This window comes from Halorhodospira sp. 9621 (assembly GCF_022228055.1).
Classification (GTDB): Bacteria; Pseudomonadota; Gammaproteobacteria; order Nitrococcales; family Halorhodospiraceae; genus Halorhodospira; species Halorhodospira halophila_A.
Map to the genome: position 1 here is coordinate 66621 of NZ_JAJNRD010000002.1, position 15468 is coordinate 82088.

The following is a 15468-nucleotide window of genomic DNA, read 5'->3' on the forward strand; positions in this document are numbered from 1 at the left end:
CCGACGCCCGCTCTATGATCGGCTCCATGGTTGTAACCGGCATCAGCATCGTGGCGGTCGTGCTGGCACTGCTCATCTGGGCGGTGGCCGCCTCCTACGAGCGCCAGGCAGAAGGCTTCAGCGCCGCCGTGGCCCGGGATGTGAAGTACTGGCAGCGTGGCGCGGCCATCTTTTTCATCATCAGCCTGCTGCCTGGCCTGGTCAGCCGCCCGTCGCCGGATCTTCCCCGGGCAGTCTACGAAACCCTCAGCGCGCTGGCACCCGTCTTTCTGTTCCTCGGGCTGCTGTGCTTCGCCGCGGCACTGAGCAAGCTCATCCCGGCCTGGCGTCGTCACCGAGAGCTGCGCGAGCAAGAGCAGCGCCGCCGCCAGATCGCCGCCCGGGGCGGCCCCTATCCCGAGCTCTCGGCTGCCTTGGCCGAGAGCATCCAGCAGTGCCTCCCCGAGCTTGAGGTCACCACCGACCAGCGCTCCGCCGAAGGCCACCATGCCAGCCTGCTCATCGACTCCTCCATGGAGTCGCAGCGCTACGTCATCTACGCCCTCCCCCGGGAGCACCTGCATCTGGAGGGCGGCCGCGGGGTCAACCCCAACGCGGTGCAGCGGGCCTGCGAGACCGCCGCCGCCTTCGCCGGCCGGCCCATCCTCTGGGCCCCGTTGCCCGGCCACGGTACCCCTCAGGGCTACGCCGCCGACAGCGGCTCGGAGCTGCGGCCGTACATCGTCGAAGGCAAGGACATCCACCTGGCGGAAGCGGTCAAGAAGTTCGATCTAGCGGCGCGCTCGGAGCGGCGCCGACGCGAAGCCCGCGAAGCCGCTCGCGCCGCCAGCGAGGGCGACCCGCGCCACCACGTCCCGGTGCGCAGCGAGACCACGGCCGAACGCGGCCGGCGCCAGCACGACCGCGAGAGCTGGGAGCGCTTCAACCTGCTCGCCCCGCGGCATCCGCACATCGTCGAGGAGGTCCAGCGCCGCACGCGCGAGCTGTGCGACCGCTGCCTGACGCCGATCCCCGAGGGCAACGGCGAGGTGGTGGTCACCGATCACGACCACATTTGCAAGAACGACGCCTCGGTGCGGATCGCCCTCAATGAGGGCAACGAGACCCTGACCCAGCACATGCCGGACTGCGGCCAGTGCCACTACGAGACTCCGGAGCTCTACGAGGAGTGCCTGAGCCGGCTGACCCTGGTCCACCCCGGCCGCTGCCCGGCGAGCCCGGATGATCCCGAGGAGGTCGAGCGTCAGGAGCAGTTTGAACAGCGCGCGCGGATGGAGGCCCTGGGCCGGTCATTCCGGGAGTGAATCGGCCACCGCCTGGCGCAGGGCGGCCAAAGTCGGACGACGCCCCGAGACGCCGAGCCGCTGCGCGGCGTCCACCCAGGGTCGGTGCTGCAGAACCTTGCCGATGAAAGCCGCCTCACAGTGCGACATGCGCCCGCGCGACCGGTCCGAATCGATCAGCACCGCCTCGGCCAGGACACGCAACGCCGGCAGCGCCGCAGCGTACCCGCGCAGGCTGTGGGCGAAGCCGGCCAGCTCCCGCCGCTGCCAGTCGCTCGGCGCCGGCGGCTCGGCGCCCTGCGCAGCGCGGACCACAGCCAGGGCGACCTGCGGATCCATGCGCGCCAGCGGCTCGGCCAGAAGCGCCGAGGCCCCGGCACCGAGCCGAAAGCCGGCCTGCTCCACCCACGCGGCACCTTTCGCATCGAGGCCCCGGGCCATCAGCGCCGAGTGTTCGCCACTGGCCGCATCCCGCCGGGCCCCCACCGCCACGGCGTGCAAGCCACAGGCCCGCCAGAAGTGGATCAGCCCCGGCGTAGCGCCGAAGCTGGTGCCGACAAGGGCACAGCCGTTCCTGCGGCCACGCTCGGTCACGGCATCGACCAGCGCGGCGCCCAGCCCACGCCCCCGTCGCCGGGGGTGAACGGCGATGCGCTGGATGCGCAGGGCGCGGCCGGTGGGTGCCGCCTCGATGCCGGCGTGGGTGGCCAGGGCCTGGGGCAGCAGGTGGCCATGGGGCCGACGCCGCTCGGCCCACACCTCGTGGGCCGTTGCCGGATCAAGCCCGCCCTCCTCGGCAGCCACCGCCACGCCGACCACGGCACCTGCCTCCTCGGCCAAGAACAGGTGCCGCCGCGGGCCATCGAGGAGCTGGTGGAGGTCGAAGGGTCGCGTCCGGTAGTGGGCCGCCACCAGCAGCCCAAAGGCCTGGCGCAGCCGCTGCTCATCCTGCGCCAAAGCCTCCTGGCTGACCGGCACGATCCGCGCTGCCGGGGCCTCTGCGGTGTCCCCGAGTTCGGCCGGCTCGGCGTCGAGGCAGAGCACGCGCCCCAGCCACGCCTCCAGGGGATCGTCGAGCTCCCAGCGGATCGGCGTCTCCAGCCGGACTGCCCGCCATCCGGGGGCCTCGGCATCGAGCACGCCTCGAAAGCGCAGGTCGAAGCCACGCCCACTGCCCTCGTAGCCGTGCACCGTGCTCGCGAAGGCGATGCGCGAGGCGTGCTCGAGTAGACGCCGAAGCAGATCCACCGGCAGCCCCGCGGCCTCGTCCACCAGCAGCAGATCGCCGGTTTCCGGACGGTCGATCAGTGCCTCGGGCTCGCGGTAGACGACCTCGGCACCGGCACAGCACAGGCGGCGGCGCTCGACCCGCACGCCGCCGCAGCGCTCGGCGGCGTGCTCGAACAGACCGTCGGCGGCGTGGATCGTCGGCGCGGTGATCACCACCCGCTGCACCCGGCGTTGAAGCAGGAGCTCACCCACCGCAATGCCCAGCGCGGCGGACTTGCCGCGACCACGATCGGCGGTTAGCACCGCCGGGCGGCGGCGGTGACCGTCGACCACCCGCATCACCGCCTCCACGGCGCGCTGTTGATCGGCGCTTCGGCAACCGTAGGGGTGGTCACCATGGGGCACCGGCGGCGGCGCCGGCTCGAGGTCGGGGGGCGGTTGCGCCGGGGTCAGGCAGGCGACGCTCGAAGACTGCTCCAGCCCGACCATCAGGCGCCGGAGGAAGCGAGTGCCGACCTCCTCCCGCCGGTGCCCGGCAGGGATCAGCCGACCGAGCAGCGGATCCGGAGCGCTCGGCCACTGCCCCCAGGCCGGCGTGAGCATGACCAGCACGCCGCCCCCGCGCAATGATCCGACCGCGGCACCGAGGGCATCTGCATCGACACCGGCGTGCGCGTCGTAGACCAAGAGATCCACGGTGCGCCCGAGCACGCGCCGGAAGTCCCGTGCCACCAGCCGCTCCACCCGATCGGGCAACCCCTCCGCCGGCGGCTCGCCGATCCAGCAGATCCGGGCGTCGGCGGGGAGCTGTCGCGCCGCCGTATCGCGCCCCCAGTGCGGCGGCCCAGCGAGAACCACCGTGCGGCGGCTCACGCCACCTCCCGCCAGAGCTCCTGGAGGCGTTTCTCCGAGACCTTCTCCCGGGCACCGACGTCCTGGGCGAAGAGCGAGATGCGGTACTCCTCGAGCATCCAGCGCAGTTGCTCCAGTGCCGGATCCGGAACGCCGCGCTCGGCCCGCGCCGCCAGGCGTTGATGCACCCGCTCGTGCCAGGGGCGGATGGTGCGCAGCGGCGCTCGATCCTTGGCCGGGTCAAGTCTCAGCTTCTCCACCCGGCGTTCGAGCCCCCGCAGGTAACGCGGCAGCTCGCCGAATCGCTGCGGCGGCAGGTCTTCCAGGAAGCCGGGGAAAACCAGGCTGTTCAGGTGCTCGTCGATGTCCCGCAGGCTCTCCAGCAGGGCGGGACTGTTGAGCTTTTTCAGCGCCTGGCGCAGCGACTGGTAGCGGGTCAGTACGTCATCCAGGGCGGCACACAGGCCCTGGGCGCAGGAGACCAGCTCGCCGCGCCCGGCGGCGAGGCGGGCCTCGAAGGTCGCGGCATCCCGCGGCAGCCCGTCGGCGAGGAAGCAGCGGTCGAAGACCGCCCGCAGCAGGGCCTCACGCAGCTGATCATCGCTGCCCAGGCCGCGGTATTTGAGCCGCAGGGCCTTGAGCTCATCGAGCTTACGCAGCGCGCGCACCTGCTGCGGCAGGGCCAGCATGAACAGCCGCCGCACCCCGGCGTGGGTCTGTGCCACAGCAGGCTCGGCAGCATCGAGCAGCAGCCGGGTGACGGAGTCCCCTTCATCCCGGAGCGCCGGGTAGCCCTGGAAGCGGACACCGCCCTCCTCCAGCACCACCGATTCGGGCAGCGGCCCGAAATCCCAGGCGGTGATGCCCTCGCGGTGCCACTCGGTGCCGGGGCCAGAGCCGCTGCCGCCGCCCGTGGCGGCAAACTCCTCGCTGGCCGCCTCGCTCAGCCCGGACTGGAGCGCAAGCAGATCGCGACCCTCCTCCAGGGTGCGGCCCTCGCGGTCTACCACGCGGAAGGCCATGCGCAGGTGCTCCGGCAGCTCCACGGCCTCAAAGGCGCCAGGCGGCAGCTCCACCCCGGTAACCCGCTGCAGGTGGCGGGCCACCGCGTCGGTCAGCGCCCCCTCCCGGTGGGGCACCGCCTCCAGCACGGCGCGGGCGAAATCCGGCGCCGGCACGAAGTGCTTGCGCAGGGCCTTGGGCAGTCCGCGGATCAAGGCCGTTACCTTCTCCTGCAGCAGTCCCGGCACCAGCCACTCGAACGGCTCGGGCTGCAACTGTTTCAGCGCCGCCACCGGGATCACGGCGGTGACCCCGTCACGCTCGCTGCCCGGCTCCAGGTGGTACTCCAGGGCCAGCTCCACCCCGCCGACGGTCATTCGGTCGGGGTACTGATCGACGGAGATCTCCTCTGTATCCCGGCGCATCAGCGCCTCGCGGGTCATATACAGGCACTGCGGGTCGTCCCGTTCGGCGCGCCGGCGCCAACGCTCGAAGGCCGCGGCATCGTGGATCTCCGCCGGTATGCGGGCATCGTAGAAGGCCACCAGCTGCTCTTCATCGACGAGGACGTCGCGCCGCCGGGCCTTGGCCTCGAGACGCTCGACATCGTCGACGAGGGCCTGGTTGTGGGCCAGGAACGAGCCGCGGGTACGGATCTCGCCGGCGACCAGGCCGTCACGCAGGAACAGCCGCCGCGCCTCCTGCGGGTCGAGCCGCCCGTAGTCGACCTTGCGCCCCGAGACCAGGGTGAGCCCGAATAGACTCACCTGCTCCTCGGTGACCACACGCCCGGCCCGCTTCTCCCAGCGCGGCTCGCCGTAGCTACGCGAGACCAGGTGCCCGGCCAGCTGCTCGACCCACTCCGGGCGGATCTCGGCCACCGTGCGGGCGAAGAGCCGGCTGGTTTCCATCAGCTCGGCGGCCACGATCCACTTGGGGCGACGCCGCGCCAGCCCCGATCCGGGGAAGATCTGCAGCTTGACGCCGCGCGCGCCGAGGTAGGTGCGCTCCTCGTGCAGGGTGGCCACCTGGCTGAGCAGCCCGGTGAGCAGGGCCCGGTGGACGGCCTCGTAGGGGAAGTCCGCCTCGTCGGACCGCCCCGCCGACTCGCCCTGCCCGCCCTCGTCGCCGGAGGACCGGCGGCGCTCCGCCTCCTTGAGCATCTCCGCGAACTGGCGGCGGATGTCGGCCCACTCACGCATGCGCTGTGGCGCCAGGAAGTGCTCCCGGCACCACTGCGTCAGCTTGCGCCGGGACAGGCTGCGCCGCTGCGCCTGGTAATCATCCCACAGCCTCAGCAGGGCAGCGAAATCGCTCTTCGGATCGTGCCAGCGCGCATGGGCCCGGTCCGCGGCCTCCTGCGCCTCCATCGGCCGCTCACGCGGATCCTGCACGGAGAGCGCGGCGGCGATGATCAGGACTTCGCGCTGCACACCCGTCTCGCGGGCAGCGAGCAGCATGCGACCGATGCGCGGATCCGCCGGGATGCGCGCCAGGCGCCGGCCCAGGTCGGTGAGTTCCCGGCGCTCATCCACGGCCTCGAGCTCGAAGAGCAGGCGCAGGGCGTCGTTGATGTAGCGCCGCTCCGGGGGCTCGACGAACGGAAAGCGCTCGATATCGCCCAGGCCCATGGCCTTCATCTGCAGGATGACCCCGGCGAGGTTGGTGCGCAGGATCTCCGGGTCGGTATAGCGGGGCCGACTCGCGTAATCCTCCTCGCTGTAGAGACGGATGCAGATCCCCGGCGCCTCGCGCCCGCAGCGACCGGCGCGCTGGTCTGCGGAGGCCTGGGCGATGGGCTCGACCGGCAGCCGCGAGACCTTGGTTCGATGGCTGTAGCGGCTGATCCGCGCCCGCCCGGTATCCACCACGTAGCGGATGCCGGGAACGGTCAGCGAGGTCTCCGCCACGTTGGTGGCGAGCACCACCCTTCGCCCGCCGGCGCCGGGATGGAAGACCCGCTGCTGCTCGGCGCTGGAGAGCCGGGCGTAGAGCGGCAGGATCTCGGTGCCCCGGGGCGGCTGCTTGCGCAGGGCCTCGGCGCACTCGCGGATCTCGCGCTCACCGGAGAGAAAGACCAGCACGTCGCCCGGGCCCTCACGGGCGAGCTCATGCACCGCCTCGGTCACCGCCTGGGGCTGCTCAACCCCCTCGCGCTCCTCGTAGGGCCGGTAGCGGATCTCCACCGGGTACGTGCGTCCGGACACCTCGCGCACCGGTGCGCCGTCGAAATGCTCGGCGAAGCGCTCCGGATCGATGGTCGCTGAGGTGACGATCACCTTCAGGTCCGGCCGGCGCGGCAGCAGGCGCTTGAGATAGCCGAGGATGAAGTCGATGTTGAGGCTGCGCTCGTGGGCCTCGTCGATGATCAGGGTGTCGTAGGCGTCCAGGTGCCGGTCGGACTGGATCTCGGCGAGCAACATCCCGTCGGTAAGCAGCTTGATCCGGCTCTCTTCACCCACCTGATCGGTGAAACGGACCTTGTAGCCCACCGTCTCCCCGATCCGGGTATCCGTCTCCTCGGCCAGGCGCTCGGCCAGCGCCCGGGCGGCGATGCGCCGTGGCTGGGTGTGGCCGATCAGTCCGCGGCTGCCCAGGCCAAGCTCCAGGCACATCTTGGGCAGCTGGGTGGATTTACCCGAGCCCGTGGCACCACAGACCACCACGACCTGGTGATCGCGCAGGGCCTCGAGCAGTTCCTCGCGGCGCTGGACCACCGGCAGGTCGGGGTCGTAGCGAAGCGCCACGGCCTCGTCCCGGCGCCGGGCGACCTCCGCCTCGGCGGCGGCCAGATCCTGCTCCAGGCGCGCCACCCCGCGGTCGAAGGGTTTGCCCTGCCGGGCACGCCGTTCGAGCCCGGCCAGACGGCGCCGCAGGATCGGGCGCTGCGGGCCGAAGGCCCCCTCAATGCGCTCACGCAGCGCCCGGAGCTGGCGCGGTACGCCCCCCACGAGTGCCGGCTACTCCTCGTGGCCGGTAATAGCCCGGTACTTGCGGGGCGGCAGCTGCACCACCTGCACCGACCAGCCATCTTCCTCGCAGTCGAGGATGAGCATCGACGGCCCCTCGTTGACCCGCACACGGCCCGCGGCCCCCGGGTTGAGCACCCACGGCTGCGTGGTGTCGTCGACGCTCAGCTGGTGGCTGTGCCCGCAGGCGATGGCCCGCACCCGCGGGAAGGCCGCGCGCAGGCGCTCATGCCGGCGCGAGGCGGGCTCGTAGCCATCGCCGTGGATGACCGCCAGCTCGCCGCCGGGCAGGTCAAGGACCGAGTGCGCCGGCAGGTTCTCGAGCATGTGCGCCTCGTGGTCCGGCCAGGTCTCTGGCCCGTCGACGTTGCCGCGTACGGCCACCACCTCCTCGCGCGGCTGCATGGCACAGAGCACATCGGCCCCACCCACATCGCCGGCGTGCACCGCCAGGTCACACTCGGCGATGTGGTCGGCGATGCGTGGGTCGAGGAAGCCGTGGGTATCGGCGATGATACCTACTCGCATGGGGACCCCTTCCCTGACGCAGGGCGGTCGCAATCAGCCGCGCGCGAAGGCCTCGTCTAGGGCCTGGCGCAGCGCGGCGTAATCGTGGGTAACCGGGAACTGCGGGAACTGCCCGGCGATCTCCGCTGGTGGGCAGAAGAAGATCCCCTGGTCCGCTGCGCCGAGCATCCGCGTGTCGTTGTAAGAGTCGCCAGCGGCGGCTACCCGGAAGTTCAGGCTGCGCAGCGACTCCACGGCCTGTCGCTTGTGATCCTCGAGGCGGATGTGGAAGTCGGCAATCCGACCCGCCTCGCTGACCTCCAGGCTGTGGCAGAACAGCGTCGGCCAGCCGAGCTGCGCCATCAGCGGACGGGCAAACTCGTAGAAGGTGTCGGAGAGGATGATCACCTGATAGTCGGCGCGCAGCCCGTCGAGGAACTCGCGGGCCCCGGGCAGCGGCTCGAGCCGGGCCACCACGGACTGGATGTCGGCCAGTCCCAGGCCGTGCCGGTCCATGTCCGCCAGGCGCATGGTCATCAGCTCGTTGTAGTCCGGAACGTCCCGCGTCGTGGCGCGGAAGGCGTCGATGCCGGTGATGTCGGCGAGGTTGATCCAGATCTCCGGAACCAGCACGCCCTCGAGATCGAGACAGACGATGTTCAAGCGATTGTCCTCCTGGCGAGCGTTTCCCGGGCACACTTGCCCCGGTTGGCGCGATTGCGCGGCCAATCTATTCATATTGGATGCCGGGTGCAAGCGAAACGGCACGACCCGCGGGACAATGTAGCGTCGACCGGCCAGAACGTCGATAATGGGCGCGCTAGCCGTAGACGCTGCGGCCCACGATCGCGGAACCGAACAAGGAGGCAGACCCTATGTCCGAGCGCTATTCCGATAGTCGCGTCGCGACGGCAACCGGCGGTGCCGCCACCCAGGCGCTGGCCACCAACCGGCTGATCCGCAACACTTACATCCTGCTGGCCATGACGCTGGCGTTCAGCGCCGTGACGGCCGGCGCGGCCGTGCTCACCGACGCACCGCGTCTGAACATCTTCGTCGTCCTCGGCGGGTTCTTCGGTCTTCTTTTCCTGACCCAGTACCTGCGCAACAGCGTCTGGGGGCTGGCGTCGATCTTCGCCCTGACCGGGTTCATGGGCTACACCCTGGGGCCGATCATCAACCTCTACCTGGGCCTGCCCAACGGCGGTCAGACCGTGATGATGGCCTTCGGTGGCACGGCGGCGATCTTCCTGGGCCTGTCGGCCTACGCCCTGACTACCCGGCGCGACTTCAGCTTCATGCGCGGCTTCCTCTTCGCCGGGATCCTGGTCGCGTTCGTCGCCGCCCTGGCCGCCTACTTCCTGCAGATGCCGGGCCTGTCGCTGGCGGTCAGCGTGATGTTCATGATCCTGATGAGCGGGCTGATCCTTTACCAGACTAGCGAGATGATCAACGGCGGTGAGGACAACTACATCATGGCCACCATCACCCTCTACGTGGCCATCTACAACCTGTTCACCAGCCTGCTGCACCTGCTCGGGCTGGCCAACGAGTAACCCGCCGGATCCGTGCGTATCGGGCCGGGCGCAATGCCCGGCCCGCCCCTTGCGGGGCTTCCTCCCGATACTGCCGCGTCCCGTCCGCGACCGGAGATCCCGCCGCACGCCGGTGATCGGGATCCAGGGGCCGGGCGCTCTCAGTCGCCCAGAACGCGCACCCCGCCCATGTACGGGACCAGTGCCTCGGGGACACTCACCCGGCCATCGGCCTCCTGGTAGTTCTCCAGGATCGCCACCAGGCAGCGCCCCACGGCCAGTCCAGAGCCGTTGAGTGTGTGCACCGGCTCCGGTTTGCCGGTCTCGGGGTTGCGCCAGCGCGCCTGCAGGCGCCGCGCCTGGAAGTCGGTGAAGTTCGAGCAGGAGGAGATCTCCCGGTAGCGCTCCTGCGCCGGCAGCCACACTTCCAGATCGTAGGTGCGCGCCGCCGAGAAGCCGATGTCTCCGCTGCACAGCGACACCACCCGGTAGGGTAGCGCCAGTCGGCGCAGCACCGCCTCGGCGTGGCCGGTGAGCGCTTCCAGCGCATCCCAGGACTCCCCGGGCCGCACCACCTGGACCAGCTCGACTTTCTCGAACTGATGCTGGCGGATCATACCGCGGGTGTCCTTGCCGTAGCTGCCGGCCTCGGAGCGGAAGCACGGCGTGTGACAGACGAAGCGCAGCGGCATATCCGGGTCCTCGACGATGCGCTCCTGGACCAGGTTGGTCACCGGCACCTCGGCCGTCGGCGCCAGGTAGAAATCGGGGTCGTGCTCGACGCGGAAGAGATCCGCCTCGAACTTAGGCAGCTGCCCGGTGCCGGTCAGCGCCCGGGCATTGACCAGGTACGGGACGTAAACCTCGGTGTAACCGTGCTCGCTGGTGTGCAGATCGAGCATGAACTGGGTCAGTGCGCGGTGCAGCCGCGCCAGAGGCCCACTGAGGGTGACGAAGCGGCTGCCGGCGATGCGCGCGGCCGCCTCGAAGTCCATCCCGCCGAGCAGCTCGCCCAGATCGACGTGATCCCGCGGCTTGAAGGGCAGCGCCGGAATCCCACCCCACTGGCGGAGCTCGCGGTTATCGGCTTCGTCTTCACCGTCGGGAACCTGGTCGTCGAGGAGGTTGGGCAGGCCAAGATGGAGCGCCTCAAGCTGCTCCTGCACCTCGCTCAGGGCGTTCTCTGCTTCGTTCAGGCGCTCGCCGATGCGGCCCACCTCGGCTTTCAGCGGCTCGATGTCCTCGCCGCGCTTCTTGGCCGCGCCGATCTCTTTGGAGCGCTCGTTGCGCTGGTTCTGCAGCGTCTGCGTCTCCTGCTGCAGCTCGCGCCGCCGGGCATCCAGCGCACGGTAGCCGGCGGCGTCGAATTCGAATCCGCGCCGCGCCAGGTTGGCGGCGATGCCTTCGGGATCGTTACGCAGCAGCTTGGGGTCGATCATAGGTGTCGCAGGCTCCTTGGTTCCGGGGCGGGCGCCATGGCGGCGTGCATTCTAATGATTTCCGGGCGGTCGGCGCCACGGCGCGGCGCGCATTACGCCTGCCGGGTGCGCAACCGCCGGAAGCGCTCGGCAATGCGCTGCTCCAGCCCGCGGTCGGAGGGCTCGTAGTACCGGGTTCCGGCCAACGCATCCGGCATGTACTCGACGCCGGCGGCGAAGGCCTCCGGCTCATCGTGGGCGTAACGGTAACCGCTGCCGAAACCCTGCTCCTTCATGATCCCGGTCGGGGCGTTGCGCAAGTGCATGGGCACCTCCAGCGAGCCGTACCGGCGGACGTCCCGCTCGGCCGCCTGCCAGGCAGTGTAGACGCGGTTGCTCTTGGGTACCGAGGCCTGGAATGCGGCCGCATGGGCCAGGGCCAGGTCCCCCTCCGGCGAACCGAGACGCTCGTACGCCTCGGCGGCGTTCAGGGCCACCTGCAGGGCCCGCGGGTCGGCGTTGCCGATGTCCTCGGAGGCAACCCGGATCAACCGCCGGGCGATGTAGAGCGGATCGCAGCCACCATCGAGCATGCGCGCCAGCCAGTACAGCGCAGCGTCCGGATCCGAACCGCGGATCGACTTGTGCAGCGCCGAGATCTGATCGTAGAAATCGTCGCCCCCCTTGTCGAAGCGCCGTGCCCCGCCGGCGACCGCCTCGGCCACGGCATCGGCGTCGAGGGTTTGCGCATCGACCAGGTCCGCAGCAATCTCGAGGGCCGAGAGCAATCGCCGGGCGTCGCCGTCGGCGGCACGCAGCAGCAGAGCCCGGGCCTCGTCGGTGGCCTGCAGCCGACGCTCCCCCAGGCCGCGCTCCGGGTCGCGCAACGCCCGCTCGAGCAGCTCGGACAGGGCCGTATCGTCCAGGGCCCGCAGCATGTAGACCCGCGCCCGCGAGAGCAGCGCCTTGTTGAGCTCGAAGGAGGGGTTTTCCGTGGTGGCCCCGATAAAGACCACCGTGCCATCCTCCACGTAGGGCAGGAAGGCGTCCTGTTGCGCCTTGTTGAACCGGTGCACTTCGTCGACGAAAAGCACCGTGCGCCGACCCGTCTTCCAGAGATCCGTGGCCTCGGCCATGGCACCGCGGATCTCGCGCACCCCGGCGGTCACCGCGGAGAGGGTCAGGAACCGGGCCTCGGCGTGCTCGGCCACCAGGCGGGCGAGCGTCGTCTTGCCACTGCCTGGAGGCCCCCACAGGATCATGGAGTGGGGACGCCCGGCCTCCACGCTCTGCACCAGCGCCCGACCGGAATCGAGCAGATGCCCCTGCCCGGCCATCTCGTCGATGCTGCGCGGGCGCATGCGCTCGGCCAGCGGTGCACTCGGAGGTGCGCTCAACGGACCCCCTCGTCCGGATCGGTCTCGTAGACGTCGACCCCTTCCGGCGGGTCGAAACGGAACCGGTCGGCATCCACGGACTCGTTGATGCGCACCTCGTCGAGTTCGACCCGGGTCACCTGCCCCAGGGCGTCGTCGATCTCCAGCGCACTCGGGTGCCCGTCGCGCATACCCAGCCGGGCCTCATCAAAGGCCTCGCCGCCGTCGCGGGGAGTGAGCCGGACGTAGTCCTCGGTCTCGGCCAACTCGAACAGTTCCGCGAGATCAGCGTAATCGCCGGAGAGCAGCTGCGCGGGTGCACTGCCCAGGACGGCGCGCTGATCCCGCACGGTGACCTGATCGAGCTCGACGTCGTAGACCCAGAGACGCTCACCGTCAGCGATGATCTCTTGGGAGAACGGGCCGGCGTAGGACCAGTGAAAGCGATCCGGGCGGTGGATGGCGAAGTCACCGGAGGACTCCTCAATCACCTGCCCGCGATCGTCCAGAGTGAACTGCTTGAACACCCCCTGGACCGTCTCCACATCGCGGTAGTAGTCCTCCAGCGCCGCCAGCTGCCCGGCTTGCACGGCGTTCAGCGCGAGCGCCAGCACCAGGGCGAGCGCGATTGCGGTTCGTTGGATGGGCGTCATGGGCGTTTTGCCTCCGGGGTTGCGTGCATGGGCACGTCGTGGGAAACGCTCAGGCATCCGGCGGCGGCGGCGCCAGGACCTCGCGACCGCCGTTGGACTGCAACGGCCCGACCACCCCGGCGGCCTCCATCTCCTCGACCAGCCGGGCAGCCCGGTTGTAACCAATCTTCAGCCGCCGCTGCACGCCGGAGATGGAGGCGCGCCGGGTTTCGGTGACGATGCGCACGGCATCGTCATAGAGCGGATCGCTCTCGCTGCCGCCGCCACCACCCCCGTTACCGCCCTCGCCGGGCAGGCCCGGGATGGGGGCCGATTCGCTGGCATCCTGGAGCACTTCGTCGACGTACTCCGGCTCGGCGACCGCCTTGAGATGCTCGACGACACGGTGCACCTCGGCGTCAGAAACGAAGGCGCCATGCACGCGCTGCGGCACGCCGCTGCCCGGCGGCACGTAGAGCATGTCGCCGTGGCCGAGCAGCGCCTCGGCGCCCTGCTGGTCCAGGATCGTACGCGAATCCACTTTCGAGGAGACCTGGTAGCCGATCCGCGTGGGGATGTTCGCCTTGATCAGCCCGGTGATGACGTCCACCGAGGGGCGCTGGGTCGCTAGGATGAGATGGATCCCCGCCGCCCGGGCCTTTTGCGCCAGCCTAGCGATGAGCTCTTCAACCTTCTTGCCGACAATCATCATCATGTCGGCCAGCTCGTCGACCACCACCACGATGAAGGGCAGCTCCTCCAGCTCCGGGGCCTGCGGGGTCTCGCCGTCCAAGGTCTGTTCGTTGGGGTCGGCGGCATCAAACAACGGGTCGAGCAGCGGCTCGCCGGCCTCGCGGGCCGCGCGCACCTTGTCGTTGAAGCCGGTGACGTTGCGCACGCCGAGCGCCGCCATCAGGCGGTAGCGCCGCTCCATTTCGGCCACGCACCAGCGCAGGGCGTTGGCGGCGTCGTTCATGTCGGTGACCACCGGGGCGAGCAGATGCGGGATCCCGTCGTAGACCGACAGCTCCAGCATCTTGGGATCGACCATGATCAGCCGGGTCTGCTCGGGGGTGTTGCGGTAGAGCAGCGAGAGGATCATGGCGTTGATCCCCACCGACTTGCCGGAGCCGGTCGTACCGGCCACGAGCAGGTGGGGCATCTTGGCCAGGTCGGCGGTGACCGGATTGCCCCCGATATCCTTGCCCAGCGCCACGGTCAGCGCCGACTTCATGCGTGCGTACTCCTGGGAACGGATGATCTCCGAGAGCGCGATCACGTCGCGCTGCTCATTGGGGATCTCCAGCCCCACCGTGGACTTGCCGGGGATGACCTCCACCACGCGGACCGAGCGCACCGACATGGCGCGGGCCAGATCCTTGGCCAGGTTAGAGATCTGGCTGACCTTGACGCCCGCGGCGGGCAAGACCTCGAAGCGCGTAATGACCGGCCCCGGCTGAACGGTCTCGACCTGGACCTCGACGCCGAAATCGCGCAGCCGCTCCTCGACCTGCTGCGACATGGTCGCCAGCACCTCGCGGCTGTAACCGCCCTTGCCCGCCGGCGGCTGGTCGAGCAAATCCACCGGCGGCACCGGCGAGCCGCCTGCGGCGGGTCCGCTGCGCTTGCTGCGCTCGCTCTTGCGTTGCCGGCGCGGCTTCTCTGCGGCAGAGGAGGGTTCGCGCTGGGCCGGCGGCTCCTCAATGACCTGCTCCGGCGGATCCCCGGCACGGGCCCGGGGCAGCAACTGGATCGCCTTGCGCACTTTGCCGCCACCCGCCTCCTGCTGCGCCGGTGGCGCGATCCGCGGGGGCTCGGCCCGGGCCGTTCCCTGCTCCTCACGCGACTGGCGCCGCCGCTCCAGCCGCCCCCGTGCGGCCCGCACGCCCCCGACCACACCGCCGACGAGCATCCGCCCGAGCAAGGCACGCAATCTCCCGAACAACTCCAGCGTCCAGCGTCCGACGCGTTCGGCCAGCGCCAGCCACGAAAACCCCGTGGCCAGGGTCAGCGCCGCCAGAAACAGCGCGCCGGCCATCAGCGACGCCCCGACGAAGCCCAGCCAGCTCTCGAGCTCACCGGCGCTCAGCTCCCCGAGCAGCCCACCCGCGCCGAGCGGCAGCGCCTCACCCTCCAGGTGCAGGCTTGCCAGCGCGGCGCCCGCCAGAAGCGCGAGCACCAGCCCCACCGAGCGGACCGCCAGCGCCAGCGGATCGAACCCGGGCTCGTCGAGCATCCGAAACACCCGATAGGCGGCCCAGCCCATAAACAACGGCACCAGATAAGCCAGGTAGCCAAAAAGCACCAGGGCGATATCGGCAAACCAGGCGCCGGCAATGCCGCCGAAGTTCTCCACTTCGGCGACGGCGCTGACCCGGCTCCAGCTCGGATCGTCGGCGTCGTAACTCCACAGAGCCAGAAGCATGAAGGCGGCCACGCCCGCGAGCAGCACCATGGTTGCCTCGCGCAGGCGGCGCTGCAGCTGATGACCGAGGAACGGCTCGTCCCCGTGTTGTTCTTCCGGCTCCGCCACGGATCTCGTATCCTTTGCAGGAATCAATCCACCATTGTCAGTGACCACCGCGGCAGCGGCAAGTCGCCCCGGCGATGCCTGCACGACGGCGTGAGCAGGCGGTATCATGCTCCGGTGCCCTCAAGGCCCAC

10 protein-coding genes are annotated in these 15468 nt (G+C 70.1%); 2 read left to right on the forward strand and 8 right to left on the reverse strand.

Features of this window, described 5'->3' with window-relative positions; all coding sequences use genetic code 11:
• The first annotated feature begins 26 nt into the window (after window positions 1-26).
• Window positions 27-1304 (forward strand): hypothetical protein, encoded by a 1278-nt coding sequence (locus LRF89_RS01590; RefSeq protein ID WP_201241948.1) that lies wholly within the window; start codon window positions 27-29, stop codon window positions 1302-1304.
• Here the strand turns inward: LRF89_RS01590 and LRF89_RS01595 are convergent.
• The 4 genes from LRF89_RS01595 to thrH are packed head-to-tail and all read right to left on the reverse strand — an operon-like array spanning window position 1290 to window position 8506.
• Complete coding sequence (locus LRF89_RS01595; RefSeq protein WP_201170459.1) at window positions 1290-3386, reverse strand: GNAT family N-acetyltransferase; 2097 nt, start codon at window positions 3384-3386, stop codon at window positions 1290-1292. The genes LRF89_RS01590 and LRF89_RS01595 overlap by 15 nt on opposite strands.
• A complete protein-coding gene (gene hrpA, locus LRF89_RS01600) occupies window positions 3383-7318 on the reverse strand; it encodes an ATP-dependent RNA helicase HrpA (RefSeq protein ID WP_238636486.1) in 3936 nt (1311 codons plus the stop codon). The genes LRF89_RS01595 and hrpA overlap by 4 nt, the downstream gene beginning before the upstream one ends.
• A gap of 9 nt (window positions 7319-7327) precedes the next feature.
• Entirely contained in the window at window positions 7328-7864 is a 537-nt protein-coding gene (locus LRF89_RS01605) for a metallophosphoesterase family protein (protein ID WP_238634638.1), read from the reverse strand.
• Between the two features lie 33 nt (window positions 7865-7897).
• Window positions 7898-8506 (reverse strand): bifunctional phosphoserine phosphatase/homoserine phosphotransferase ThrH, encoded by a 609-nt coding sequence (gene thrH / locus LRF89_RS01610; RefSeq protein ID WP_201170466.1) that lies wholly within the window; start codon window positions 8504-8506, stop codon window positions 7898-7900.
• Between the two features lie 212 nt (window positions 8507-8718).
• Between thrH and LRF89_RS01615 the strand changes: the two genes are divergently transcribed.
• A complete protein-coding gene (locus LRF89_RS01615; RefSeq protein WP_238634630.1) occupies window positions 8719-9399 on the forward strand; it encodes a Bax inhibitor-1/YccA family protein in 681 nt (226 codons plus the stop codon).
• 140 nt (window positions 9400-9539) lie between these two features.
• Here the strand turns inward: LRF89_RS01615 and serS are convergent, their stop codons facing one another.
• The 4 genes from serS to LRF89_RS01635 form a co-directional block, all read right to left on the reverse strand.
• Entirely contained in the window at window positions 9540-10817 is a 1278-nt protein-coding gene (gene serS / locus LRF89_RS01620; protein WP_201241950.1) for a serine--tRNA ligase, read from the reverse strand.
• Window positions 10818-10909: 92 nt separating this feature from the next.
• Window positions 10910-12193, reverse strand: a complete 1284-nt coding sequence (locus LRF89_RS01625; protein WP_274522059.1) for a replication-associated recombination protein A — start codon at window positions 12191-12193, stop codon at window positions 10910-10912.
• A complete protein-coding gene (lolA, locus tag LRF89_RS01630) occupies window positions 12190-12825 on the reverse strand; it encodes an outer membrane lipoprotein chaperone LolA (RefSeq protein ID WP_201170470.1) in 636 nt (211 codons plus the stop codon). Before lolA ends, LRF89_RS01625 begins: the two co-directional genes overlap by 4 nt.
• 49 nt (window positions 12826-12874) lie before the next feature.
• Window positions 12875-15445, reverse strand: coding sequence for a DNA translocase FtsK (locus LRF89_RS01635; RefSeq protein WP_238636488.1), 2571 nt, complete (start codon window positions 15443-15445; stop codon window positions 12875-12877).
• Window positions 15446-15468: the final 23 nt, after the last annotated feature.

Bases quoted from the DNA above. Each gene is read 5' to 3' on its own strand.
- LRF89_RS01590 (WP_201241948.1), top strand. From the start codon at position 27: ATGGTTGTAACCGGCATCAGCATCGTGGCGGTCGTGCTGGCACTGCTC.
- LRF89_RS01605 (WP_238634638.1), bottom strand. From the start codon at position 7,864: ATGCGAGTAGGTATCATCGCCGATACCCACGGCTTCCTCGACCCACGC.
- LRF89_RS01615 (WP_238634630.1), top strand. From the start codon at position 8,719: ATGTCCGAGCGCTATTCCGATAGTCGCGTCGCGACGGCAACCGGCGGT.
- serS (WP_201241950.1), bottom strand. From the start codon at position 10,817: ATGATCGACCCCAAGCTGCTGCGTAACGATCCCGAAGGCATCGCCGCC.
- lolA (WP_201170470.1), bottom strand. From the start codon at position 12,825: ATGACGCCCATCCAACGAACCGCAATCGCGCTCGCCCTGGTGCTGGCG.
- LRF89_RS01635 (WP_238636488.1), bottom strand. From the start codon at position 15,445: ATGATACCGCCTGCTCACGCCGTCGTGCAGGCATCGCCGGGGCGACTT.